This window comes from Fictibacillus nanhaiensis (assembly GCF_023715445.1).
GTDB classification, from domain to species: Bacteria; Bacillota; Bacilli; order Bacillales; family Fictibacillaceae; genus Fictibacillus; species Fictibacillus nanhaiensis_D.
Genome location: NZ_JAMBOD010000002.1, coordinates 178,881 through 201,859 on the forward strand (window position 1 = coordinate 178,881; position 22,979 = coordinate 201,859).

The window sequence follows — 22,979 nt, forward strand, 5'->3', positions numbered from 1 at the left end:
CGTTTTGGCCGATGAGTCATTTTTAAGCGCAAAAAAAGACCACAAGAACCCCGCATCTGTTTTACGAGGTTTTGTGGTCTCTCCTGATCTCCAACCGGTTCAATATCAACTTGTTTTTAGTATAGCTTAAACTTGAGCGGTTTTTAAAGTATTTTGCTTATTAATTTTATAAGCACGCGTTGCTTCAACGGCTTTTTTCCAGCCATCATATAGATTCGTACGTTCTTCTTCTTTCATATTTACGCCAAAATCCTTGTCCACTTTCCACTTCTCAGCGATTTCTTTGCGGTCTCCCCAGAAACCAACGGCCAAACCTGCAAGATAAGCCGCGCCGAGTGCTGTTGTTTCATTGATCTCTGGACGTTCAACCGGCACATTCAGGATATCGCTTTGGAACTGCATCAAGAAATTGTTCTTAACCGCTCCACCGTCAACACGCAGCTTTTTCAGCTCGATTCCAGAATCGGCTTCCATTGCCGTGAGTACGTCCTTTGTCTGATAAGCGAGCGACTCCAATGTTGCACGAATGAAGTGCTCTTTTTCTGTCCCGCGCGTTAACCCGAAGATCGCACCGCGCGCATCAGAATCCCAATATGGAGTACCCAATCCTACGAAAGCTGGCACAACATAAACGCCGTCGGTCGAAGAAACACGCTCCGCATATTGTTCACTATCCGCTGCATTCTTTAGCATACGCAGACCGTCACGAAGCCATTGAATAGCAGAGCCTGCTACAAAGATACTTCCTTCTAGCGCGTATTCTACTTTTCCGTCAATCCCCCATGCGATGGTAGTGAGAAGGCCATGTTTAGATGGGACGGCTTTTTCACCTGTGTTCATCAACATGAAGCAGCCTGTTCCATAAGTGTTCTTAGCCATGCCCTTTTCATAACATGCTTGTCCGAAAAGTGCCGCCTGCTGGTCACCCGCGATTCCTGCAATCGGAATGTTTTTACCGAAAAAGTGATAGTCGATCGTCTCGCCATAAACTTCTGAAGAGGACTTAACTTCTGGAAGCATCGATCTCGGTACACCTAGAATGTCTAGAAGTTCCTGATCCCACATGAGATCATAAATATTGTACATTAAAGTACGCGATGCATTTGAATAGTCTGTTACGTGTGACTTTCCGCCAGTCAGTTTCCAAACAAGCCAGGTATCGATCGTACCGAACAACAGGTCTCCGTTCTCAGCTTTTTCCCTCGCTCCATCCACGTTATCTAAAATCCATTTCACTTTAGTTCCTGAAAAATAGGCGTCGATCAGCAAGCCTGTTTTTTCTCGGAATTTGTCATTAAGCCCTTGCTCTTTTAATTCATCACAAATTTCTGCGGTCTGGCGGGATTGCCAAACGATTGCATTGTAGACAGGCTTTCCTGTGTTCTTGTCCCATACTACAGTAGTTTCACGCTGGTTTGTGATTCCAATCGAAGCAATTTCACCAGGGTCTGTATCTGTTTTTGAAAGAACTTCTGCAACAACAGCTAAAATAGAACCCCAAATCTCTTGAGCGTTATGCTCTACCCAGCCTGGTTTAGGAAAATGCTGTGTAAATTCCTTTTGAGCGATTTCGACTACTTCTCCAGCTTTGTTGAAAAGAATGGCTCGTGAACTTGTTGTTCCTTGGTCGAGTGCAATAATATACTTTTTCTCCATAAGAATACCTCCTAAAATAGTTTAGTTTTCGATTTTTTCTCCGTGTGGTATTGCATGTGTTCCTTTATTGCCTAAGAAAAATGTTAATCCTAAGAAACCTAGCGACACGATCGTCCAAATTAAAAATAGAGAGGTTACTTTACCAGTAAAAACGGCTTGATAAAATAATGCACCAAATACTCCGCCCAATATTGGTCCAACAATTGGAATCCATGAATAGGTCCAATTCGATCCACCCTTTCCTGGAATCGGAAGGATAAAGTGGGCAATTCTTGGTCCTAAATCACGGGCAGGATTGATCGCGTAGCCAGTAGTTCCCCCAAGTGATAAACCAATCGCTACAATCAAAAATCCAACGATTAAAGGATTTAGACCTTCTGTAAATTCATTCGCTCCGATTGATAATAATCCTACTAGTAAAACAGCCGTTCCGATAAATTCTGAAAGCAAATTTGAAAATGTGTGCGGAATCGCAGGATCCGTTGAAAACACGCCAAGTTTTACCGCTGGGTCATCAGTCGCCTCCCAGTGCGGAAGGAAGTGGAAATAAACAACGATTCCTCCTAGCATTCCGCCAATTACTTGAGCTATGATGTACGGCGGAACATCGCTCCATGGAAATTCACCAATTGCAGCAAGCCCAAGTGTAACAGCAGGATTGATATGTGCCCCGCTAAAAGTTCCGACGGCATAAACTGCAATTGCTACCGCTAGACCCCATGCAAGTGCGACTACAATCCATCCTCCGCCTTGCGCTTTGGATTTGTTCAAGGAAACGTTTGCAACTACTCCCCCACCAAAAATAATCAAAATCATCGTACCAATAAGTTCACCTAAAAATGTTGACATCGCATTTCCTCCTTTAATACTTAATAAGACAGAATCATCTATTAAGTTTTTCTTTTTCATAAGCTTAAAGATGCAAAAAGACCCAACAAAAGAGCCTTATAGTAGTTTTTTACCATAAGAAGCCTTTGTGGATCTCCATTATCTCCGTCACGTTTATGAACTTGTCTCCATTATATCAGTAATGGAAGCGCTGTCAATTTTTTTTTGCAATATTAGATCCATAGGTCCGGATTTGATGTAGTGACCGCCTCAGCACCTGCATCAAGTGCCTGGGTAACATTTTCAATATTACGAATGAGTCCCCCGGCAATAATAGGTATTCCAGCCTGTTGGCGGACCTCTTTTATTATTTCCGGCATGATACCCGGCAAAACTTCTAAATAGTCCGGCTGGGCACGTTCGATCACTTTATAGCTTGTTTCAAGCGCCAGTGAATCCAATAAAAAAAGACGCTGAACAGCAATCATGTGCTTCTTTTTTGCCCGGATAATACAGTTTGAACGCGTAGAAATAATCCCAGCAGGCTTCATTTCCTGTGCGAGAAAATCAACGGCGTATTCGTTCGCTTTCAGGCCATTGATCAGATCCAGATGAATCAAAACCTTCTTATTTCTTTCATTAGCCATGCTGATCATAAATTTCAGCTGACTGATATGCGTATCTAAACAAACAATGTATGTATACTTGCTGTTGAGCAGTTTCTCAAAATCCTTCATCTTCCTAGCCGCAGGTAAAACTTTTTGTCCATGAAAGCTCATCGTGCACACTCCTCATCTTTATTTAACATTTTCTTTTGATTCTGGTTTTACCGGCCAATCGTATAGCCTCTTTTTATATTATGTGATAATAACACATACCTTTTACGGTAGACGAGCATTTAATAAAGTATAGCTTCCATACAAGCTGTAACATTTTCTTTAAGGAGATGATTTTAGATGGTAAAGAAAAAAATAAAGCGTCAAATCTCTCCTTTTGGCCGTTTCCCACAACCATTTGGAAACGAAGTAGCAGAAATTGCTGAGAGAATGGAATCTTCAGCCGTTGCTGACGAAAACGGAGAACAGCACTGGTTAAGAAAAATAACAGATCTGCCGCCGGTTTTCGGAAGATCTTGAAGCTGTTTTGCTAAAATTAATCAATTCTTCATTTCAACCTCCCTCTCTGAAATGAACGTGATGTGAATATCCCTTCTGCAGCTTTAAGGTAGGAGGGATGTTTCATTTTTGTAGGTATAGAAAGAAGCTGAACACATTTAAAATGGGTTACGCCTTATTGCATGTGTGAAAATACATAGTAAAATACACAAATTAGGTGCAGTTTCGAGTTTCGAAACTGAGTAAGATGATACCCTTAGAGGTATAAAACTGCACTGATGCGAGTAAATCCAGAAAAAAGTAGTATCAATCCAGAAGTTTTGGTTGTTTATCCACGAGTTTTTACTGTCAATCCAAAAGTTTTTGCTCCTTATCCACAAGTCGACAATCCTGGTCAATTTTCGACACTGTGTATACCCCCACCCGTGATCATCTAAACAAAAAAGCCTCCCAGCTCCATGTTGAGCTGAAAGGCTTTTTAAATTAACGCTTTGCTGCTACGTCGATACGGTTGATCGCACGTTTAAGTGCATACTCCGCACGGATAGAGTCTACGTTATCTTGCTTGTTGCCTGCAAGACGCTTCTCGGCACGTTCCTTTGCTGCACGTGCGCGATCCACTTCGATGTCGTCAGCAACTTCAGCCGCTTCTGCTAAAATTGTGACTTTTTCAGGTCGCACTTCAATAAATCCACCGCTAACGGCCACGTATTGTGTTTTCCCATCAACGTCGTGAACACGCACGGCGCTGATCGTTAAAGGAGCTACAAGAGGGATATGGCCTGGAAGAACTCCAAGCTCCCCGCTTTTTGCTTTCGCGCTGACCATTTTCGCATTTCCTTCAAACACAGGACCATCAGGGGTTACTACGCTGACTTGAATGGTTTTCATCCAATCTTACCCCTTTCAGGCATTAGGCCAAAGTTTTTGCTTTTTCAATAGCATCCTCAATAGAGCCTACGAGATGGAACGCTGATTCCGGTAGATCATCGTATTTTCCTTCAAGGATTTCTTTGAATCCACGAACTGTTTCTTTAACAGGAACGTATGAACCTTTTTGTCCTGTAAATTGTTCTGCAACGTGGAAGTTTTGAGATAAGAAGAACTGGATACGACGCGCACGGTGTACAACTAGCTTGTCATCCTCAGAAAGCTCGTCCATACCAAGGATCGCGATAATATCTTGAAGTTCTTTGTAACGCTGTAAAGTCGCTTGTACTTTACGAGCTACTTCGTAATGCTCTTCTCCAACGATCTCAGGAGAAAGTGCACGTGAAGTTGAAGCTAGTGGATCTACCGCTGGATAGATACCCATAGCTGTTAGTTTACGCTCAAGGTTTGTTGTTGCATCTAAGTGAGCAAACGCTGTAGCTGGAGCCGGATCCGTATAGTCATCGGCAGGTACATAGATCGCTTGGATAGATGTTACAGAACCTTTTTTCGTAGATGTGATACGCTCTTGCAGTTGACCCATTTCAGTTGCAAGAGTTGGCTGGTAACCTACCGCTGATGGCATACGGCCAAGAAGGGCAGATACTTCAGAACCTGCTTGCGTGAAACGGAAAATGTTATCTACGAAGAAAAGAACGTCTTGTCCTTGCTCATCACGGAAGAATTCAGCCATTGTCAAACCAGAAAGAGCGATACGTGCACGTGCTCCAGGCGGCTCGTTCATTTGCCCGAATACCATTGCCGTTTTCTTGATAACGCCAGAGTCGCTCATCTCGTGGTAAAGGTCATTACCTTCACGAGTACGCTCACCAACACCTGCGAATACGGAGATACCGCCGTGCTCTTGTGCGATGTTGTTGATTAGCTCCTGGATAAGAACTGTTTTACCTACACCCGCACCACCGAAAAGACCGATTTTTCCACCTTTTACGTATGGAGCGATAAGGTCAACTACCTTGATTCCTGTTTCAAGAATCTCAGTTTTTGTTGTTAATTCTTCAAAAGAAGGTGCTGAACGGTGAATTGGGTCACGGCGAACATCTGCCGGTACTGCCTCACCAAGGTCAATGTGATCACCTGTAACGTTAAATACGCGTCCAAGTGTTGCTTCACCTACTGGTACAGAAATCGGTTTTCCGCTATCCGCGATCTCCATTCCACGAACAAGACCATCCGTTGAATCCATTGCGATTGTACGAACTACGTTATCACCAAGGTGAAGTGCTACTTCTAGTGTTAAATCAACACCCTCAGCGCTAACAGTTAAAGCGTTAAGCAATTCTGGAAGCTGGCCTTCAAACTTTACGTCAACGACCGGTCCAAGAATTTGAGTAATATAGCCTTTATTCATCGGTTTCCCTCCTATCTTACTTTGCACATGATGCACTTAAATCAACTTTTATAAAGTTCTATTCAAGTGCTGCTACACCGCCGACGATTTCCGTAATTTCCTGAGTGATAGCTGCTTGACGCTCACGGTTATAAGAAAGTGTCAATTGGCCGATCAGTTCATTAGCGTTATCGGTTGCATTTCTCATCGCAGTCATACGAGAAGCATGCTCAGCTGCTTTCGCATCAAGTAAAGCACCATAAATCAAGCTCTCTGCATATTGAGGCAGAAGCACTTCAAGGATCTCATCCTCTGAAGGTTCGTACTCATAAGAAGATTTTGATTTTGTTGCAGCGATGTCAGTTAACGGAAGAAGCTTCTTCTCCGTTAGATCGCTCTGAATGGCACTTACAAAATGGTTGTAATACATGTAAAGCTCATCAAACGTACCGTCTGCATAAAGGCTGACTGCCTTCGATGCGATCGCCTTAATTTCAGCAAAGGATGGCTGGTCTGCCACACCTGTGATGCTGTCCAATATAGACATCTTACGGCTTTTGAAAAAGTTTACACCGACTTTACCGATGACGATTAATGCGTACTCATCAGGTGACTTGTGACGCTGTTGAATCGTGCGGTAAACGTGACGCAAAATATTTGAGTTATAAGCCCCTGCCAATCCACGGTCAGCTGTAACGACGAAGTAACCCGTCTTCTTCACTGGACGTGTTAAAAGCATGGAGTGTTTAGAGTTGCTGCTTCCAGATGCAATGCTTCCTACCACTTCCTGGATCTTCTCCACGTAAGGGCCGAAAGATTTTGCATTTTGCTCAGCACGGTTTAGCTTTGCAGCTGAAACCATCTCCATCGCTTTCGTGATCTGCATGGTCTTTTTAGTAGAATCTATTCTAGCTTTGATATCTCTTAATGCCATTCATTTCACCACCTTTTAGTGGCAGTTTTAAAATTTCCATTTTAAAACATACCTTGTTAGTAAGCTGGTTGCAGGGGCACTACACCTGGCCGCACCTCTGCTTTTATCATTTATTCAGGCTGTTTTTCGCAAACTTTGCTGCTGGAAGATGTTGATTTCCGCTCCAGGTTGCTCGCTTTCCGCGGGGCGTGCGGTGAGCCCCCTAGGCTATTTAAGCCTGCCGGGGTCTCACCTGTCCCGCTAATCCCGCAGGAGTCTCGCATCTTCCGCTCCAATCAACTAGTCAATGAAGCATACTCCATAAAAACATGTTCTCAAGCAGCAATCTGTTAGGAACAAGCCTTTTATTTAAAAGTTACGCGAAAGTCTTCTTGAATGCTTTGATCGCTTCGTCTAGGCTGTCGTCGCCAGGAAGTTTTCCAGATGTCTTGATCGCATCAAGAACGTCTTTAGAGTTCGCTTCCATGTGTGCGTAAAGCGCTTCTTCAAAGCGGCTTACATCTTCAACAGCTACATCATCGATGTATCCGCGAGTCAATGCATATAGAATTGCAACTTGGTGTTCAACTTTTAGCGGCTTGTGAAGTCCTTGCTTAAGTACTTCAACAGTACGTGCACCACGGTTAAGTTTTGCTTGAGTTGCTTTATCAAGGTCAGAACCGAACTGAGCAAATGCTTCAAGCTCACGGTATGAAGCAAGATCCAGACGAAGTGTACCGGATACTTTACTCATTGCTTTAATCTGTGCTGCTCCCCCTACACGAGATACGGAGATACCTGCGTTGATCGCCGGACGAACACCGGAGAAGAACAAGTCAGATTGTAAGAAGATCTGTCCGTCTGTGATAGAGATAACGTTTGTCGGGATGTATGCAGATACATCAGATGCTTGCGTTTCGATGAACGGAAGCGCCGTGATAGAACCGCCACCCAACTCGTCGTTTAACTTCGCTGCACGCTCTAGAAGGCGTGAGTGAAGGTAGAAAACGTCCCCTGGATAAGCTTCGCGGCCTGGAGGACGGCGAAGTAGCAAGGAAAGTTCACGGTATGCAGCAGCTTGCTTAGAAAGATCATCATAGATAATCAATACATGCTTGCCAGCCCACATGAACTCTTCAGCCATAGATACCCCAGCATATGGAGCAAGGAACAACATTGGTGCAGGTTGAGAAGCTGATGCTGATACAACGATTGTGTAATCAAGCGCTCCGTGTGTACGAAGTGTTTCTACAACGCCCGCAACTGTTGATTCTTTTTGTCCGATCGCCACATAGATACAGATCATATCTTGATCTTTTTGGTTAAGGATCGTGTCGATCGCTACAGCCGTTTTACCTGTTTGACGGTCACCGATGATAAGCTCACGCTGTCCGCGTCCGATTGGCACAAGTGCGTCAATCGCTTTAATACCAGTTTGAAGCGGCTCATGTACTGACTTACGAGCCATTACGCCTGGTGCTTTTTGCTCGATTGGGCGAGTCTTTGTAGTAGCAATCGGACCTTTGCCGTCGATCGGCTGTCCAAGAGGGTTAACTACACGACCAAGAAGCTCTTCACCTACAGGAACTTCCATGATGCGTCCTGTACGTTTTACTTCGTCACCTTCACGAATTTCTTGGTATGGCCCAAGAATGATGATACCTACGTTGTTTTCCTCAAGGTTTTGGGCCATACCCATTACACCGTTAGAAAATTCTACAAGCTCACCAGCCATTACGTTATCTAATCCATGGGCACGGGCAATACCGTCACCGACCTGGATAACTGTACCCACATCATTTACTTCGATCTCAGATTGATAGTTTTCAATCTGTTTTTTTATTAAAGCACTGATTTCTTCAGCTTTAATGCTCATGAATTTCACCCCTATCCTTCTAGCTTCCGTTAGAAGCTAATTGACGTTCCATTCGATTCAACTTTCCGCTGATGCTTCCGTCAAAAATACGGTTGCCGATGCGGATCTTGATTCCACCAACTAGTGAAGAATCTACAATATTATTAATGCGCAACGCTTTTTTGCCGACTCGGGCAGCAAACGTCTGCTCCAGCTTCTGTACTTCTTCGTCTGATAAAGGACGAACCGAATATACATTTGCGTCAGCAATGCCTTGTGCCTCATTTGCTAATTCAATGAACTGCGCTGCCATTTCTTTGATGTATGTGTAACGATTGCGGTCTACCATTAGGTAAACGGTGTTCATTACAGCAGGAGTTAGGTCAGCTCCAACGCTCTCTTTGATCAATTCTTTCTTCTGATCTTTAGATACTTTTGGATGTGATAAAACTTTTTGAAGATCTTTGTTGATCTCCAGCACGTTTTTCACAAGACGCAATTCTGAAACTGTTTCTTCAAGTTTCGTAACACCAACTACTTCAAATAGAGCTAATGCATAACGTTTTGCTACGATTGCTTGATCTTTGCTCATCGAGACTCGCCTACCTCTTGAAGGTATTCGTTAATGAGCTTCTCCTGCGAGCTTTCGTCAAGTTCTTTTGCAATAACTTTAGAAGCGATCTTAACGGATAGAGCAGCAACTTCTTGACGAAGTGTAGCGACTGCTTTTTCTTTTTCAGAAGCGATCTCAGCCAATGCAGCTTCTTTCACACGCTCAGCTTCGTCACGGGATGCTTTAATAATCGCTTCACCTTGAGCTTCGCCTTGCTTTTTCGCATTGTCGATAATAGCTTTTGCTTCTTCGCGTGCTTTCTTCAACTCTTCAACTTGAGTTTCAAGATAAGCTTTAGCTTCTTGACGGGACTTTTCAGCCGCATCAATTTCGCTGTTGATATGTGACTGGCGCTCTTTCATGATTCCCATCAATGGGCCCCATGCGTATTTGCGCAACAATACTAATAGGATTAAAAATGATACTAACTGGAAAGCGATATCTCCAGTGTTTATTCCACCTGTAGCAGCACCTAGAATTAAGGATTGCACAGCATTTCCTCCCTTCAATCAATCATACATAAGGAATGGCGAAGGGTAGTCCCTATTCGGAAACTTGCTTCGCCATTATAAAAATCGTAATAAACAATGCTTGTTATGATTACTCAGCGCCAAGAGCGATGAACGCGATAACTACACCGATGATTGGAAGTGCTTCAACTAATGCAACCCCGATGAACATTGTTGTTTGAAGAGTACCACGTAGTTCTGGTTGACGAGCGATCCCCTCAACTGTACGTCCTACGATTAAACCGTTACCAATACCAGCACCAAGTGCCGCTAGACCTACCGCGATTGCAGCTGCAATAAGATTCATGATAAAATTTCTCCCTTCTGAATTCCCTTAAAATTTTTATGAAAATTGGCTCCTGTGTATAGAAGCTTGATTTTTCCCGAAAATTAGTGATCGTGGCTTACTTTATGTGCCAAGTAAACCATAGTCAGCATTGTAAAGATAAACGCTTGGATCGCACCGACAAAGATCGAGAACCCTTGCCATACCATCATCGGCAACAATGCAAATACTCCTTGGAAAATACCGCTTGTACCAAGTCCTGCTAATAAAGCGAGGAGCATCTCACCAGCGAAAATGTTTCCGTAAAGACGAAGACCAAGCGTCAGAGTGTTTGCAAACTCCTCAATAATCTTCAACGGGAACAAGAACTTCATTGGCTTGAAAAATTCTGCTCCATATTCTTTGAATCCCTTCATTCTCACACCGTAATAGTGTGAAAGCGCCACTACCATAACCGCTAGGGTCAATGTAATGGTCGGGTCTGCAGTAGGTGATTTCCACCATAAGTTATGGTCGACTACTACTGCAAAAGGTAATCCCAGCATGTTGGCTACAAAAATATACATGATAAGCGTAAGTCCTAAAGCAAGAAAACGTCCGCCAGTATGCCAGTCCATTGTGCTGCCTATGATTCCTTTTACGAAATCGACTACCCATTCAAGGAAGTTTTGCATTCCTCCTGGTCGCATTGACATGGATCGAGTAGCGAGTACCGCAATAAGGAAAACAATAACGGATGAAACTGTGATCATCAGTACGTTTGACAAGTTAAAAGTCAATCCGAGAAAATCTGCTGTAACTGCACCATGTTCCACCTATGTTCACCTCTTTTCCTTTGGAGTGCGTGTAGCTTGAATTAGTGAATCTATTAACATGATAATGTAGACCGACATTAATCCCACTACCACACTTAATAAATGAAAATGTTCCGGGTATTTCATTGCGATGAGCACCGCTAACCCTGCAAAGAGGAGTCTGGAAAGAGAACCGAGTGTTTTCACCCTTTTTTGCTGGATCACTGCTTGTCCCATTCTTTCAATCTTAGAATACATGCTCCAAAGATTGTAGAGACCGAAAACAGTTCCTAAAGCGAGTCCTAAAAAGATCGTTTTGTAGGGAGTGAAGGCATATCCGATAAATAGAAGCGAGAGAAGATATAATGTGTACTTTATGTATTTAAAAAACACCGATCGGTACTCATCCATCATTGCCCATCCCCTGAAAACCTCGATATTAAACGGATCATCCCATAAACACCAGCGCCAAGACCAAGAAACAACCCGACGATGAGGAAGATTGGAAATTCATTGCCGATGTACTCATCCAGCCATTTCCCTCCAAAAAGTCCAATCAAAATACAGCCAACAAGCTGAGAGAGAATGCCTGACATTAAAGCCATTGCTTTATAAGGCCGTTTCCCATTGCTCATAGATGTGGACCCCTTCCATATGGAAATAGGTAATTTTTTCTTAAAAAACCCTTGAAAAGACAAGAATGTAAACCTTACCATATTCCCTTTGTAAGAATACAATAGTGACATTTCTATGTCAACGACTTCCGGGACGGTTTATTAAATAAATTGTGGAAATTTTGTGGCTTGTTTCAATGGTTTATTATTCACATTGTGTACTATAATTGCCTACTTCTTCCATTCCCTGAATAATTCCACCCATTTGATAAATACTTACATTAAATATATGGAAGGAGCTTGGTCATAATGAAACAAAAACTCTTTATCTTATTTGCAGTAATTGCCGTTTTTGCTTCAGGCTGTATGAACAACGATAAAAAACCTGTGGAAGAGTCCCGCGACATGAGAAATAATGTCGAGCAGGATCGGAATAAACCGTTGAACGTCCAATATAATGATCAGACACCAACAAACATGACTGATGTCGATTATGCAAAATGGGGTAGGATGGCTTTAGCTGAAACGAAAAAGAAGTATCCGGACAGTAAAATAAGCGATTATCAATATGACACAAGAAGGGTAGCACCAGATGGTACGATTACAGATTTCTTTGATTTCACTGTTTATCAGGACAATACGAAGCGCCTGGTAAAAGTCGGCGTTATGCATGATGATAACAAGCTGATGGATATGAAGTTTGAGGAAATGAGTTAAATACTTTGGCGAGGGGGGCTGACGGCTGTCAGCCTTCTTTTTTTGATTTTACGGTACGTGTTCTTTTATTTATTACACGTTCGCGCAAAATGTATCGGTTTTCGCTCAAAAACCCTAAGATACACTCAAGAAAGTCTTCCTGCGCTCAGAATCGTAAAGTTACGCTCAAAACACTGCAACTTACGCTCAAAAACAATTTTGTTAGCCCTTTCTCAGCTTGAACAATAGCTTGAAATTGATGAAAAATAAAAAAACTGACTCGACTGGGACATTTTCACCTTTAAATCAAGTCAGTTTTTATCTTTTTTTTGCTTATTTTGTTCCGAATAAACGGTCTCCAGCGTCACCTAGACCTGGTACGATGTATCCGTGGTCGTTTAGCTTTTCATCAAGTGCTGCTAAGAAGATATCCACATCAGGGTGCTCTTCCTGAATCACTTTTACACCTTCTGGAGCAGCAACTAAGCACATAAGCTTAATGTTTTTTGCACCGCGGTTTTTGATAGAAGTGATCGCTGCAGAAGCAGATCCGCCTGTAGCCAGCATTGGATCGATTACGATAAAATCGCGTTCTTCTACATCAGAAGGAAGCTTAACATAATATTCAATAGGTGTCAGGGTTTCCGGATCACGGTAAAGACCAACGTGTCCTACTTTTGCCGCTGGAATCAGCTTCAGAATACCATCAACCATACCAAGACCTGCACGAAGGATAGGTACCAGCCCTAATTTTTTTCCGGCGATTGTTTTCATTGTCGCTTCAGCAACCGGCGTTTTTACCGTTACTTCCTGCAATGGAAGATCACGCGTAATTTCAAAAGCCATAAGTCCTGCCACTTCATCTACAAGCTCGCGAAATTCTTTTGTACCCGTACGTTCATCTCGAATGTATGTCAATTTATGCTGAATTAACGGATGATCAAGGACAAATACATTGCTCATGTTAAAGCACCTCTCCTTTTATGTAACTGTTATTGTTGTTCGAAAAAAGCATCTCTAGCATTGTACAGAAAAACATGGTGTACTTCAAGGAAAATCAGCGGTAATGTTGACGCAATTTTGACTCCAAATTTTTCATATCAGCCTCAACTGTTACTATTCCCCTTTTTCAGACGCGAAATCAATAAAAAAGAAGATGGATTATCTCCATCTTCAACATTCTTCTATTTAATGAACGTTTTGCAGAGGCAAACGCACATTTTCTTTTTTATTCGTACAACTTATATTTCCCTGCTAGCTTCTCAACGCGTGCTTCTGCATCTTTCAATACGTCAGCTTCTTCTACGTTCTTCAGTACTGAAGCCATGATTGATGCGATCTCATCCATATCTTCTTCCACAAATCCGCGGGAAGTTACCGCAGCTGTTCCGATACGGATTCCGCTTGTTACAAACGGACTTTCATTATCAAACGGAATCGTATTTTTGTTTACCGTGATTCCGATATCATCCAACGCTTTTTCAGCCACTTTTCCTGTAAGAGCAAGCTCACTCACGTTGATTAAGATCAAGTGGTTGTCTGTTCCGTCAGAAACAAGCGTCAGTTCTTCTTTTTTCAATGACTCTGCAAGGCGCTTCGCGTTCTTCACGATTTGCTCTGCATAGCTCTTGAACTCATCTGTTAATACTTCACCGAACGATACCGCTTTTGCAGCGATCACGTGCATTAAAGGACCGCCCTGGATACCTGGGAAGATAGACTTATCAATTTTTTTCGCATATTCTTCTTTACATAAAATCATTCCGCCACGCGGTCCGCGAAGCGTTTTGTGTGTAGTTGTCGTTACAAAATCAGCATAAGGAACCGGATTTTGGTGAAGACCTGCTGCTACAAGTCCAGCGATGTGGGCCATGTCGACCATAAGGTAAGCTTCCACTTCATCCGCGATTTCACGGAATTTCGCAAAATCGATCGCACGAGGATACGCACTCGCACCTGCTACGATCAGCTTCGGACGGTGTTCAAGTGCCTTTTGGCGAACATCTTCGTAATCGATGACGTTCTTTTCTTTATCAACACCATACTCGACAAAGTTATATTGAATCCCGGAAAAGTTAACGGCACTTCCATGAGTTAAGTGACCACCATGGGAAAGGTTCATCCCGAGCACAGTGTCACCTTGTTCTAAAATCGTGAAGTAAACGGCCATGTTTGCTTGTGCACCAGAGTGTGGTTGAACGTTAGCGTGTTCTGCGCCAAAAATTTTCTTCGCGCGGTCTCTCGCCAGGTTCTCCACAACATCAACGTGTTCACATCCACCATAATAGCGTCTTGACGGGTAGCCTTCTGCGTATTTATTCGTTAAAACGGAGCCTTGTGCTTCCATTACGGCTTGGCTTACAAAGTTTTCAGAAGCAATCAACTCTATTTTTGTACGCTGGCGGTGCAGTTCGTCCATGATGGATTGGTAGACTTCTTGATCAGCTGTTTTCAAATGGTTCAATTTCGCTTCCCCCTTACCTTATGTGAAAAGTATTTTGATTGTAACATACCCTTCTATCTTACACATTTATCCCTTCACTTGTAAGGGGAAATGCATATTCTTTCACAAAGTGTGAAAATTCATTTTATTTGATAGGTCTGAACATGGTATGATGATACTCATAGAGAGAGATAGTAGATTTAAAAGGGGTGTCATACAGCATGATGAAAAAGTGGTTTGGAGCGAGTCTTCTTGTACTTGTGCTTGCACTTGCTGGCTGCAGCGAAGAAAAAGCAAAGCCAGAAGAAAAACCAAAGACTGAACAAACGAAAGAGAAAACAGCTTCTGATGATATAGCCAATCAGCAGGCTAAAATTATTAAAAACATGCAGAAAAATGCAGTTGAACTAGATCCAAAAGCATTGGAATCCGACCCTAAAGCCTATGAGAAAAAAGTTATTAAAGCGGTTGGTACCGTTCATTCCGAAGTTGAAAATGGAATGGGCGGAAGCTTTGAACTTAAAGTAGGAGAAACAAATTTTAAGGTTATGAACTTTACAATGGGTAAAGTTGCACCTGGCTCTGACATCATCGTCTACGGAAATATTAAGACAGGTAAAGATGCGAAATCAGGTCTTCCGATGATCAATGCTACTTATATTGAATAGAAAAAGGGGCTGGTCCAAAAGTTAGTAAACATACTTTTGGCAGCCCTGTTTTTTTTAGAAAAAAATTAACAGCCTCTCTTTTTGGCCAATATCAGTTTGGCAGACGAGAATCGGAAGTATCGTTTCAAATCCAAACCCCTTCCCTAATTGATGCGATTTTACGGTACGTGTTCTTATATTTATTACACGTTCGCTCAGAATCACCGAGTTTCGCTCAAAAAAGCCGATCTACGCTCAAAATCCTTTTTCTTCGCTCAAACTGCCTTTCGTTTCGCTCAAAATCTCCTTTTTTCGCTCAAAGTAACTAAAAACGAAGAAAGAATTGGAGGGGGGCAACCGCACGTCCCGCAAAAAGCGAGCATAAATCCGGTATCGGAAATCAACTGCTTCCAAAAGCAATAAAGTCTGCTAAAACAGCCTTAGAAAAAGAGCCGGCTGCATCTGCCCGCTCTCTTTTTCATTTATTTTGAAACTCGATTCTGAAACTCATGAATCGCTTTGTATTGGGATTCCATCGTTTTTGACAGGCTTTGGTAGATTTCAAACAATTCTTCATAGGTCTCTTTATATTCAGGATTTGGCAGTACCTTCCCATATTGCTTCGTCTCTTCAGCCACTTCTTGTAAAACTTCTGATTCACCGATCGCAAATCTTCCAAGCTGAACTGCTCCAAGGCATGAGCTTTCGGTATGTTCAGGAATGCTTACTTCCTTCTGGAATACATCGGCTAAAATCTGCTTCCAAACCCGTGAATTTGTAAAGCCGCCAGTGGCTAGGATTTTTACCTCGGCTTGTTCTTGTGCTTGCGTTTTAACGAGGCTATAAACCTGATACAGATTGAAGATCGTTCCCTCTAGGACCGCGCGAACCATCTGATCTTTTTTATGGCGAAGCGTTAAACCGATAAATGAACCTTTTGCCTGGGCATCCCATAATGGTGCACGCTCACCCGTTAAATGCGGCAGGAACACCAATCCATCACTCCCAGGCAGCGCCGCCTCAGCCCGACGAGAAAGCTCTTCATATGAACCTTCGATTTCCTTTTCATGAAAAAGGTCATGAACCCACTGAAACGCGATTCCCCCGTTATTAACAGGACCGCCTGATACCCAATGATTTTCAGTCAGTGGATAACAAAACGTTCTTCCTTCAATGTCGAGTACAGGAGTCGTGGAAGTTGTACGTATCGCTCCGCTCGTTCCAATCGTTACGGCAACATCACCTGGCGAGATCGCTCCTACACCTAAATTGGATAATGGACCGTCAGTAGCGCCGATTACCACTTTTACAGACGGATCGAGTCCGCTTTCTTTTGCAAGAGTTTCAGAAAGCCCGTTCCAATAAAACGTTGTCGGCTGAATCGATGGCAGTCGAGCAGCCGTTACTTCCGCCATCTGCAGCGCTTCTTCATCCCACGTTAGAGTTTTCATATTCCATAGACCCATGGCAGCAGCCGACGCATAATCCGTTGCCCACTCACCGAACCAGCGATACAGTATGTAATCTTTTATGCCGACAAATTTATCGGCTTTTTGAAAAATCTCCGGATATTCATTCTTGAGCCATTGCAATTTAAACAATGGTGTCATCGGATGCAGAGGCACGCCTGTCCGTTTATAAAGGTCAATAGCTTCAGGGCTTGATTTTACCGCAAAAGCATACGATTCACTGCGTGTATCTGCCCATGTGATGCTGTTCGTTAGCGGTTTTCCGTCCGCATCCACCGCAATTAAAGAATGCATCGCTGTACTGAACGAGATAAAGCCGACTTTACCAGCCAGGTCCCCGCTCTTCCTCACCGTTTCCCTTAACGAATAGACGACAGCTTCAAAGATCTCATCCGGATTTTGTTCAGCCGCACCTGGTTCTTCAGCAAGCAGCGGGTAGCTTTTTGCATGATGAGCAACAGCTGCTCCTTTTTCGTCAAAAAGAACTACCTTCGTGCTCGTTGTTCCTATATCAATGCCGATCGCATAACTTTTCAATCGTATTTTCTCCTTTCAAACCGTTCACAAAAGGGAGCAGCATTAGTATGCCCTCCCTCAGCAATCCACTATCCTACTACTGTATAAAGAATCCTAATACAAACACAACTGCAAATCCAGTTAACGCAATAATGGTTTCCATCACTGTCCAAGAACGTAATGTATCTTTTACGTCTAATCCGAAGTAACGGTTAACAAGCCAGAACCCTGAGTCGTTAACGTGTGAAAGAATGGTCGCACCTGCAGCGATCGCGATAACAATCAAGCCTAGCACCGGTCCTTCTAAGCCTAGGGTGTCAATTAGCGGAGAGATCAATCCAGCCGCTGTAACCATTGCAACTGTTGCTGAACCTTGTGCTACACGAACGATCGATGCGATTAAGAATGCCAACAAGATTGGCGGCAATGCAGAACCTGCCATCATATCACCTAAGACTTCCCCAACACCTGAATCAATTAAGATCTGTTTGAATACTCCACCTGCACCAGTAACTAAGATGATAATCCCAGCTGGCTCCAGCGCTTTTGTTGCGATGCTCTGAATCTCGTCACCGCTGTAACCTCTTCTTACACCTAAGAAGTAGAATGCAAGCAATGTTGCGATGATCAACGCTACAAATGGATGGCCTAAGAATGTCAGAACAGCACGTACTGTATTTTTTTCTTCCAATAAAACCCCTGATACCGTGTTCGCTAAAATCAATACGAGGGGAATGAAGATTAAGCTTGCGATCATTGCAAAGCTCGGAAGCTCTTTGTCGTATTGCTTTTCTTCAAGCTGCATATAATCCGGAACTGAAACGTGAATCTTTTTCGCGATATATCTACCGAAAACAGGTCCCGCTAGAATCGCAGAAGGAATACCTGCTAAAACACCAAACAGTATAACCCAGCCAAGCTCAGCTCCTAAAAGATCAGCAACCGCGATTGGTCCTGGCGTTGGCGGTACAAAACTGTGTGTAACCGCAAGTCCTGCTAAAAGCGGAATTCCGTAATAAAGTAATGAACGGCCTGTCTTCTTCGCTAACCCATAAACGATCGGAACTAGAATAATGAAACCAACATCGAAGAATACAGGAATGGCAACGAGGAACCCTGTCAATGTTAACGCCCACTGCGCTTTATCCTGACCGAATTTTTTTACCAATGTTTGCGCAAGTCTTTCAGCACCGCCTGACACTTCAAGCATCTGTCCAAACATCGCACCAAGTCCAACAACTACTGCTACGAAACCGAGGGTCCCGCCCATTCCGTTCGTGATGGACTCTATGACTTTATTAAGCGGCATGCCAGCAGAAATACCTACCAGCAAGGAAACGAGCAGCAGCGCAACAAATGCATGCAGCTTCGTTCGGATAACTAAAAATAAAAGTGCAAAAACACCGAGTAAAGCAACGAGAATCAGTGTAGATCCTGACATATGTATCCATCCTTTATGTAATAAAATTTTTTTCATGTAAGGGTATCTTATAATAAAATTTTTTTATTGTAAACGTTTTCAAGAAAATTATTTTCAATCCTCTATTCTTAAGCTACACTGATTGTAATAACCTTTTCTTTATTTGAGGAGTCTGCCTATGAATCACTTATCATGTATTTTACGAATAAAATCGTCCTACTTTTCCTTTAGCGAAAAAGAAAAGCAAATTGCGGATTACGTGCTGAATGACCCTAAACAGATGGTTCACAAGAGCATCAATCAAGTGGCTGACGATCTTGATGTTGCCGATGCTACGGTGTTCCGTTTCTGTAAACGGTTGGGCTACAAAGGCTTTCAAGCTATGAAAATCGCTCTTGCTGCAGACATCGTGACCCCTATTAAAGATATCCATGAACAAATACATGAATCCGATGCCGAGATCGATATCGCGGCAAAAGTCGTAAAATCAAATATCCGCACGTTAGAAGAAACTTTGAACATTATGAACAGTGACGTCTTAGAGCAAGCTGTTTCAGTTTTGAATGCTGCACGAAAAATCGATTTTTACGGAAACGGGGGCTCAGGTGTAATCGCCATGGACGCTCACCATAAATTTATCCGTACCGGTAAAAATAGCTCCGCTTATAGTGATACGCATATGCAGCTTATGTCCGCGTCTCAGCTGACAGAAAAGGATGCGGCCGTCTTTATCACCCATTCCGGGACAAACAAGGATTTGCTGGATGTTCTTTCTGTAGCAAAAGAAAACGGCGCTGTTTGCATGGCGATCACAAACTACGCGACCACTCCCTTAAGCAAACAAGCTGATCTTGTTTTTTATACGGTCTCAGAAGAAACCGCTTACAGGTCTGAAGCGTTGTCGTCGCGAATTGCGCAGCTTACCATCGTTGATCTGTTATTCGTAAACTTTATGATGAAAAATAAAGACCGGGTGCAGGATTCCATTCAAAGAATGCGAAATGCTATTTCTATGAAAAAAATGTAGAAGGAGAAATGTGAGATGACCTCTTTTCAAATTCGTCCTGTTGTAAAAGAAGATATGGAGCAGCTGAAAAGTTTGATGCTTGCTTATATTGTTGATTTTTATAAAGGGAAAAAGCCTGAGGATACTCGATTGGAGAATCATATTTTGCACCTGCTGAACTCTGAGGAAGCAGGAACACAATTTGTGGTGGTTGCCGATGACGGCGAACTTGCCGGTTTCGCTACACTCTATTTCTCGTTCAGCACTACTCGTGTGCAGAAAATCGCTATTCTGAACGATCTTTTTGTAGATTCAGCGTATCGGGGATCAGGACTAGGCGAAAAATTGTTTCAGCATGTCTTGGAATATACAAAAAATGAAGGTTATGCGTACATGACCTGGCAGACCGCAGTCGATAATACGTCTGCACAAGCACTTTACAAGAAAATGGGCGGTAAAAACATCAATTCCGAGTGGATTCACTACGAGATCGAACATAATTAGGGGGCTTGGCGGGCGCCAAGCTACAGTTCATCGGTTTTGAGGGCACCAGAACTACCCGAAAGAAGCCTTGTTAACCGTAATCCCACGAAAAACACCTATGAATCCACGAGTTTTGGCCCTGAATCCAAAAATTTAGGTGCTGAATCCAAAAGTTTTGGCTGTTTATCCGCGAGTCTACAATTCTCGACACAGTTCGACAGCCACTCAACCATACCCACACCAAACTAAAAACAAAAAAGCCCTCACCAAGAGGGCTTTCCTAATTAAAAACAACGAATATCTTCCTTGGACGGATAGACTGCACGTTCGCCGCCGATCAGCTTCGGACGCGTTTTCGCCAGCGTCACATGAGCTTCGCCAACTTTTTTCACTTCGCTTCGAACCGGCACTGCGACATGCTTCAGGTGCATACCGATAAAGGTGTCACCGATGTCGATGCCTGCGTCGGCTTTTATATATTCAACGATCACGGGTTCATTCATATGGTGAAAGGCATGTGTTGCCAATGCACCTCCGGCAGATCGAGCCGGAACAACCCGAACTTCTTCATAGCCTCTTTTTTCTGCTTCTTCCCGCTCCATGACGAGGGCGCGATTCAAGTGTTCGCAACATTGGACTGCTAATGCCACGCCTGTTTCTTCTTGAAACGCTATGATACCGCGGTATAGCGCACCCGCTGTATCCATCGTGCCTGATGTGCCAATTCGTTCACCAATTACTTCGCTCGTACTTGCTCCTACCACTAATAATTGAGAAGATCTTAATTGTGCGTGCTTTTGCAGATCTTGCAAAACATTCAGGACTTGGTCTTGAATTTGTTGGAGCTCATCGCTCATTTGATGGTCTTCCTTTCGTTTATGGGTCTGTTGCTATTGGCCTTCGTATTGAGAGATTTTACCCACACGGCGTCCGTGGCGTCCGCCTTCATATTCGGTCGTCAGCCATACTTTTGCGATTTCCAATGCGAGACCTGGCCCAATGACACGTTCACCCATGGCAAGTACATTGCTGTCATTATGCTGTCTAGTTGCTTTTGCACTGAACAGATCATGAACAAGCGCACAGCGGATTCCTTTTACCTTGTTTGCTGCAATACTCATTCCGATTCCTGTACCGCAGATTAAGATTCCGCGATCCGCTTCGCCGTTTGCTACTTTCTCAGCTACAGGGATAGCATAGTCCGGGTAATCGACAGATGTCGTGCATTCACAGCCAACATCTTCTACTTCCATTCCCAGCTCTTGTATCATGGCTATAATTTCTTTTCGTAATTCTACTCCGGCGTGATCTGAACCGATTGCTACTTTCATGTTGTCTGCACCTGCTCTCTCATACTTTTTTCCATTATATTCTTAACCTGTACCCTATTCAATGTCACTTCACGCTTATTTAGGACGACCTAAGGCCGATAAGCGTCACTTTTTAGTCATATCGTCTTTTTTCACTAATTTTTCAATAAGCGCTTCAATTTCGTCCCTTGTTTCTTGATAAAGATGCAAAGGGCCGCCGAACGGATCGGTAATATCGAGTGACGGAACCTCGCTCTCAAGTTTCATCCTCTTTTCAACGAGCGGACGGACATCTTTCTCGAATTCCTTTTTCACATCTTCACTATTATGATCTTTGGACATATATTGCAGTTTTAACATCTCAATTTCGGTGTATAACTCATAAATTTCTTCTATTTTCTTCAGATCCTCGTCATCCATCACATATTCCTTCAGCGTATAGGTTTTATTGACTGCATCTGGCCATCTGCCGACAAGGGCATGCTTATGATTTTCTGTCATTGTTAAAATAAGATCTGCCCACTCGATCAAATAGTCGGAAACACCTTGTGATTGATGGTTCTCTTTAATTTTTCTTTCCGATAGAGCATGTGATGCATTCGAACTCATGACTGCTCCATTTCCAGCAAATACGCCAGCAGATTTCACGTTGAACTTTCCTTTTCCTTTTTCACGTAAGATCGCTTCAGCCATTGGACTGCGGCAAGTGTTTCCTGTACAAATAAATAACACGTTCATGGTGTGTTCACCTCATATTCTAGCTTTCCCCATTTTTTTGGAGAGTAACGTTTTTATTAGTATATCACCTGTATAATTAATAAAGAAAACTTACTGACGCTAGCGCCTTTTAAGTCAGCCTTAGTTGAACTTATACTCTGTTTCTAAACTTGTTTACTCGAGGTTTATCAAATAGTTAACAAGTTATACTTTATTTATAGTGGAAATAAATTCTCTCGTATGGCGATTTAAAAAGGAAATAGAATCTTTACGCCAAATGCGAGCAGGATGCAGCCTCCTAAGGCCTCGCTGTACGAACCAAGCCATTTCTGCACTTTCTTTCCCATCATCAACCCGCACCACGTAAGAAGCATGCTCATCATGCCGAACATAAAAATAGTCATCCATGTTTTTGCACCATAGATCCCTAAACTAAGGCCCACAGAAAAACTGTCTAAAGAAGCGCTTAACGCGAAAACCAAAAGACCAAAGCCAATCGGCCGCACAAAAGGTTCATCTTCTTTTGAAAACGAAGATCGAATCATCGTCAAACCTAGAATAACGAGCAGGATTCCACCCACAATGGCTGCGATGCCCCCAAAATGAACGGAAATCTCTTTGCCGATCGTCATTCCCCCAAGCGGCATTAGCATGTGAAAAAGACCGATCGTGATTCCTATTTTCATTATCTGCGTTAATCGAAGTGAAAGCATCCCCATCCCCAGCCCGATTGAAAAGGCGTCCATACCAAGTGCAATGGACATAAACCATAGTGTCATCCATTCCCCCATCGTTGCCAAATAGTTCC

At 43.0% G+C, this 22,979-nt stretch carries 26 protein-coding genes; 5 read left to right on the forward strand and 21 right to left on the reverse strand.

The features are described 5' to 3' along the window. Nucleotides 1-126: 126 nt before the first annotated feature. The 3 genes from glpK to M3196_RS08890 form a co-directional block, all read right to left on the reverse strand. Entirely contained in the window at nucleotides 127-1,656 is a 1,530-nt protein-coding gene (glpK, locus tag M3196_RS08880; RefSeq protein WP_251321918.1) for a glycerol kinase GlpK, read from the reverse strand. A 21-nt stretch (nucleotides 1,657-1,677) separates the two neighbouring features. Next, complete coding sequence (locus M3196_RS08885) at nucleotides 1,678-2,505, reverse strand: MIP/aquaporin family protein (RefSeq protein ID WP_251321919.1); 828 nt, start codon at nucleotides 2,503-2,505, stop codon at nucleotides 1,678-1,680. Nucleotides 2,506-2,717: 212 nt separating this feature from the next. Continuing rightward, entirely contained in the window at nucleotides 2,718-3,263 is a 546-nt protein-coding gene (locus M3196_RS08890; RefSeq protein WP_251321920.1) for a glycerol-3-phosphate responsive antiterminator, read from the reverse strand. A 177-nt stretch (nucleotides 3,264-3,440) separates the two neighbouring features. Here M3196_RS08890 and M3196_RS08895 point away from each other — a divergent pair, with 177 nt between their 5' ends. Further along, complete coding sequence (locus M3196_RS08895; protein WP_251321921.1) at nucleotides 3,441-3,620, forward strand: hypothetical protein; 180 nt, start codon at nucleotides 3,441-3,443, stop codon at nucleotides 3,618-3,620. 462 nt (nucleotides 3,621-4,082) lie between these two features. On the opposite strand, the gene M3196_RS08900 is transcribed toward M3196_RS08895, so the two are convergent. The 10 genes from M3196_RS08900 to M3196_RS08945 all read right to left on the reverse strand — a co-directional run bounded on the left by M3196_RS08900 (nucleotide 4,083) and on the right by M3196_RS08945 (nucleotide 11,485). Then, the gene (locus M3196_RS08900; protein WP_251321922.1) at nucleotides 4,083-4,490 is read right to left on the reverse strand and encodes a F0F1 ATP synthase subunit epsilon; all 408 of its coding nucleotides are present in this window, start codon (nucleotides 4,488-4,490) and stop codon (nucleotides 4,083-4,085) included. A 22-nt stretch (nucleotides 4,491-4,512) separates the two neighbouring features. Continuing rightward, nucleotides 4,513-5,901, reverse strand: a complete 1,389-nt coding sequence (atpD, locus tag M3196_RS08905) for a F0F1 ATP synthase subunit beta (RefSeq protein WP_251321923.1) — start codon at nucleotides 5,899-5,901, stop codon at nucleotides 4,513-4,515. Between the two features lie 58 nt (nucleotides 5,902-5,959). Further along, nucleotides 5,960-6,814, reverse strand: coding sequence for an ATP synthase F1 subunit gamma (gene atpG, locus M3196_RS08910; RefSeq protein WP_251321924.1), 855 nt, complete (start codon nucleotides 6,812-6,814; stop codon nucleotides 5,960-5,962). A 355-nt stretch (nucleotides 6,815-7,169) separates the two neighbouring features. Continuing rightward, nucleotides 7,170-8,669 (reverse strand): F0F1 ATP synthase subunit alpha, encoded by a 1,500-nt coding sequence (gene atpA, locus M3196_RS08915; protein ID WP_251321925.1) that lies wholly within the window; start codon nucleotides 8,667-8,669, stop codon nucleotides 7,170-7,172. Between the two features lie 19 nt (nucleotides 8,670-8,688). Then, nucleotides 8,689-9,240: a F0F1 ATP synthase subunit delta gene (locus M3196_RS08920; protein ID WP_251321926.1), complete on the reverse strand. Its 552-nt coding sequence runs from the start codon at nucleotides 9,238-9,240 to the stop codon at nucleotides 8,689-8,691. Continuing rightward, the gene (gene atpF, locus M3196_RS08925; RefSeq protein WP_251321927.1) at nucleotides 9,237-9,752 is read right to left on the reverse strand and encodes a F0F1 ATP synthase subunit B; all 516 of its coding nucleotides are present in this window, start codon (nucleotides 9,750-9,752) and stop codon (nucleotides 9,237-9,239) included. The genes M3196_RS08920 and atpF overlap by 4 nt, the downstream gene beginning before the upstream one ends. A 109-nt stretch (nucleotides 9,753-9,861) precedes the next feature. Continuing rightward, complete coding sequence (gene atpE, locus M3196_RS08930; protein ID WP_130293109.1) at nucleotides 9,862-10,077, reverse strand: F0F1 ATP synthase subunit C; 216 nt, start codon at nucleotides 10,075-10,077, stop codon at nucleotides 9,862-9,864. Between the two features lie 83 nt (nucleotides 10,078-10,160). Then, the gene (gene atpB / locus M3196_RS08935) at nucleotides 10,161-10,871 is read right to left on the reverse strand and encodes a F0F1 ATP synthase subunit A (protein WP_251321928.1); all 711 of its coding nucleotides are present in this window, start codon (nucleotides 10,869-10,871) and stop codon (nucleotides 10,161-10,163) included. A 6-nt stretch (nucleotides 10,872-10,877) separates the two neighbouring features. Continuing rightward, a complete protein-coding gene (locus M3196_RS08940) occupies nucleotides 10,878-11,264 on the reverse strand; it encodes an ATP synthase subunit I (RefSeq protein ID WP_251321929.1) in 387 nt (128 codons plus the stop codon). After that, nucleotides 11,261-11,485 (reverse strand): AtpZ/AtpI family protein, encoded by a 225-nt coding sequence (locus M3196_RS08945; RefSeq protein WP_251321930.1) that lies wholly within the window; start codon nucleotides 11,483-11,485, stop codon nucleotides 11,261-11,263. The genes M3196_RS08940 and M3196_RS08945 overlap by 4 nt, the downstream gene beginning before the upstream one ends. Before the next feature lie 288 nt (nucleotides 11,486-11,773). Between M3196_RS08945 and M3196_RS08950 the strand changes: the two genes are divergently transcribed. Further along, the gene (locus M3196_RS08950) at nucleotides 11,774-12,181 is read left to right on the forward strand and encodes a DUF3889 domain-containing protein (RefSeq protein WP_251321931.1); all 408 of its coding nucleotides are present in this window, start codon (nucleotides 11,774-11,776) and stop codon (nucleotides 12,179-12,181) included. Nucleotides 12,182-12,493: 312 nt separating this feature from the next. Here M3196_RS08950 and upp read toward each other — a convergent pair whose 3' ends face one another. Together upp and glyA are read right to left on the reverse strand one after the other, a co-directional pair. Further along, the gene (gene upp / locus M3196_RS08955) at nucleotides 12,494-13,123 is read right to left on the reverse strand and encodes a uracil phosphoribosyltransferase (RefSeq protein WP_251321932.1); all 630 of its coding nucleotides are present in this window, start codon (nucleotides 13,121-13,123) and stop codon (nucleotides 12,494-12,496) included. A gap of 265 nt (nucleotides 13,124-13,388) precedes the next feature. Then, nucleotides 13,389-14,624 (reverse strand): serine hydroxymethyltransferase, encoded by a 1,236-nt coding sequence (glyA, locus tag M3196_RS08960; protein ID WP_276531311.1) that lies wholly within the window; start codon nucleotides 14,622-14,624, stop codon nucleotides 13,389-13,391. 200 nt (nucleotides 14,625-14,824) lie between these two features. On the opposite strand from glyA, the gene M3196_RS08965 reads away from it, so the two are divergent. Beyond that, a complete protein-coding gene (locus M3196_RS08965; protein ID WP_251321933.1) occupies nucleotides 14,825-15,271 on the forward strand; it encodes a hypothetical protein in 447 nt (148 codons plus the stop codon). Nucleotides 15,272-15,732: 461 nt separating this feature from the next. Here the strand turns inward: M3196_RS08965 and M3196_RS08970 are convergent, their stop codons facing one another. After that, nucleotides 15,733-17,256 carry a gluconokinase gene (locus tag M3196_RS08970; RefSeq protein WP_251321934.1) on the reverse strand — a complete coding sequence of 508 codons (1,524 nt, stop codon included), beginning with the start codon at nucleotides 17,254-17,256 and terminating at the stop codon, nucleotides 15,733-15,735. 76 nt (nucleotides 17,257-17,332) lie between these two features. After that, a complete protein-coding gene (locus M3196_RS08975) occupies nucleotides 17,333-18,676 on the reverse strand; it encodes a GntP family permease (protein ID WP_251321935.1) in 1,344 nt (447 codons plus the stop codon). Between the two features lie 157 nt (nucleotides 18,677-18,833). Between M3196_RS08975 and M3196_RS08980 the strand changes: the two genes are divergently transcribed. Beyond that, nucleotides 18,834-19,682: a MurR/RpiR family transcriptional regulator gene (locus M3196_RS08980; RefSeq protein WP_251321936.1), complete on the forward strand. Its 849-nt coding sequence runs from the start codon at nucleotides 18,834-18,836 to the stop codon at nucleotides 19,680-19,682. 15 nt (nucleotides 19,683-19,697) lie between these two features. Further along, the gene (locus tag M3196_RS08985; RefSeq protein ID WP_251321937.1) at nucleotides 19,698-20,165 is read left to right on the forward strand and encodes a GNAT family N-acetyltransferase; all 468 of its coding nucleotides are present in this window, start codon (nucleotides 19,698-19,700) and stop codon (nucleotides 20,163-20,165) included. A 263-nt stretch (nucleotides 20,166-20,428) separates the two neighbouring features. Here the strand turns inward: M3196_RS08985 and M3196_RS08990 are convergent, their stop codons facing one another. The 4 genes from M3196_RS08990 to M3196_RS09005 form a co-directional block, all read right to left on the reverse strand. Next, nucleotides 20,429-21,001, reverse strand: coding sequence for a TIGR01440 family protein (locus M3196_RS08990; protein WP_251321938.1), 573 nt, complete (start codon nucleotides 20,999-21,001; stop codon nucleotides 20,429-20,431). Between the two features lie 33 nt (nucleotides 21,002-21,034). Beyond that, complete coding sequence (rpiB, locus tag M3196_RS08995) at nucleotides 21,035-21,475, reverse strand: ribose 5-phosphate isomerase B (RefSeq protein WP_251321939.1); 441 nt, start codon at nucleotides 21,473-21,475, stop codon at nucleotides 21,035-21,037. Nucleotides 21,476-21,580: 105 nt separating this feature from the next. Next, entirely contained in the window at nucleotides 21,581-22,192 is a 612-nt protein-coding gene (locus tag M3196_RS09000) for a low molecular weight protein arginine phosphatase (RefSeq protein ID WP_251321940.1), read from the reverse strand. A gap of 227 nt (nucleotides 22,193-22,419) precedes the next feature. Continuing rightward, nucleotides 22,420-22,962 (reverse strand): manganese efflux pump MntP family protein, encoded by a 543-nt coding sequence (locus tag M3196_RS09005; protein WP_251322157.1) that lies wholly within the window; start codon nucleotides 22,960-22,962, stop codon nucleotides 22,420-22,422. Between the last annotated feature and the right edge of the window lie 17 nt (nucleotides 22,963-22,979).

Bases quoted from the DNA above. Each gene is read 5' to 3' on its own strand.
- glpK (WP_251321918.1), bottom strand. From the start codon at position 1,656: ATGGAGAAAAAGTATATTATTGCACTCGACCAAGGAACAACAAGTTCA.
- M3196_RS08885 (WP_251321919.1), bottom strand. From the start codon at position 2,505: ATGTCAACATTTTTAGGTGAACTTATTGGTACGATGATTTTGATTATT.
- M3196_RS08890 (WP_251321920.1), bottom strand. From the start codon at position 3,263: ATGAGCTTTCATGGACAAAAAGTTTTACCTGCGGCTAGGAAGATGAAG.
- M3196_RS08895 (WP_251321921.1), top strand. From the start codon at position 3,441: ATGGTAAAGAAAAAAATAAAGCGTCAAATCTCTCCTTTTGGCCGTTTC.
- M3196_RS08900 (WP_251321922.1), bottom strand. From the start codon at position 4,490: ATGAAAACCATTCAAGTCAGCGTAGTAACCCCTGATGGTCCTGTGTTT.
- atpD (WP_251321923.1), bottom strand. From the start codon at position 5,901: ATGAATAAAGGCTATATTACTCAAATTCTTGGACCGGTCGTTGACGTA.
- atpG (WP_251321924.1), bottom strand. From the start codon at position 6,814: ATGGCATTAAGAGATATCAAAGCTAGAATAGATTCTACTAAAAAGACC.
- atpA (WP_251321925.1), bottom strand. From the start codon at position 8,669: ATGAGCATTAAAGCTGAAGAAATCAGTGCTTTAATAAAAAAACAGATT.
- M3196_RS08920 (WP_251321926.1), bottom strand. From the start codon at position 9,240: ATGAGCAAAGATCAAGCAATCGTAGCAAAACGTTATGCATTAGCTCTA.
- atpE (WP_130293109.1), bottom strand. From the start codon at position 10,077: ATGAATCTTATTGCAGCTGCAATCGCGGTAGGTCTAGCGGCACTTGGT.
- M3196_RS08940 (WP_251321929.1), bottom strand. From the start codon at position 11,264: ATGATGGATGAGTACCGATCGGTGTTTTTTAAATACATAAAGTACACA.
- M3196_RS08945 (WP_251321930.1), bottom strand. From the start codon at position 11,485: ATGAGCAATGGGAAACGGCCTTATAAAGCAATGGCTTTAATGTCAGGC.
- M3196_RS08950 (WP_251321931.1), top strand. From the start codon at position 11,774: ATGAAACAAAAACTCTTTATCTTATTTGCAGTAATTGCCGTTTTTGCT.
- upp (WP_251321932.1), bottom strand. From the start codon at position 13,123: ATGAGCAATGTATTTGTCCTTGATCATCCGTTAATTCAGCATAAATTG.
- M3196_RS08965 (WP_251321933.1), top strand. From the start codon at position 14,825: ATGATGAAAAAGTGGTTTGGAGCGAGTCTTCTTGTACTTGTGCTTGCA.
- M3196_RS08975 (WP_251321935.1), bottom strand. From the start codon at position 18,676: ATGTCAGGATCTACACTGATTCTCGTTGCTTTACTCGGTGTTTTTGCA.
- M3196_RS08980 (WP_251321936.1), top strand. From the start codon at position 18,834: ATGAATCACTTATCATGTATTTTACGAATAAAATCGTCCTACTTTTCC.
- M3196_RS08985 (WP_251321937.1), top strand. From the start codon at position 19,698: ATGACCTCTTTTCAAATTCGTCCTGTTGTAAAAGAAGATATGGAGCAG.
- M3196_RS08990 (WP_251321938.1), bottom strand. From the start codon at position 21,001: ATGAGCGATGAGCTCCAACAAATTCAAGACCAAGTCCTGAATGTTTTG.
- rpiB (WP_251321939.1), bottom strand. From the start codon at position 21,475: ATGAAAGTAGCAATCGGTTCAGATCACGCCGGAGTAGAATTACGAAAA.
- M3196_RS09000 (WP_251321940.1), bottom strand. From the start codon at position 22,192: ATGAACGTGTTATTTATTTGTACAGGAAACACTTGCCGCAGTCCAATG.
- M3196_RS09005 (WP_251322157.1), bottom strand. From the start codon at position 22,962: ATGGGGGAATGGATGACACTATGGTTTATGTCCATTGCACTTGGTATG.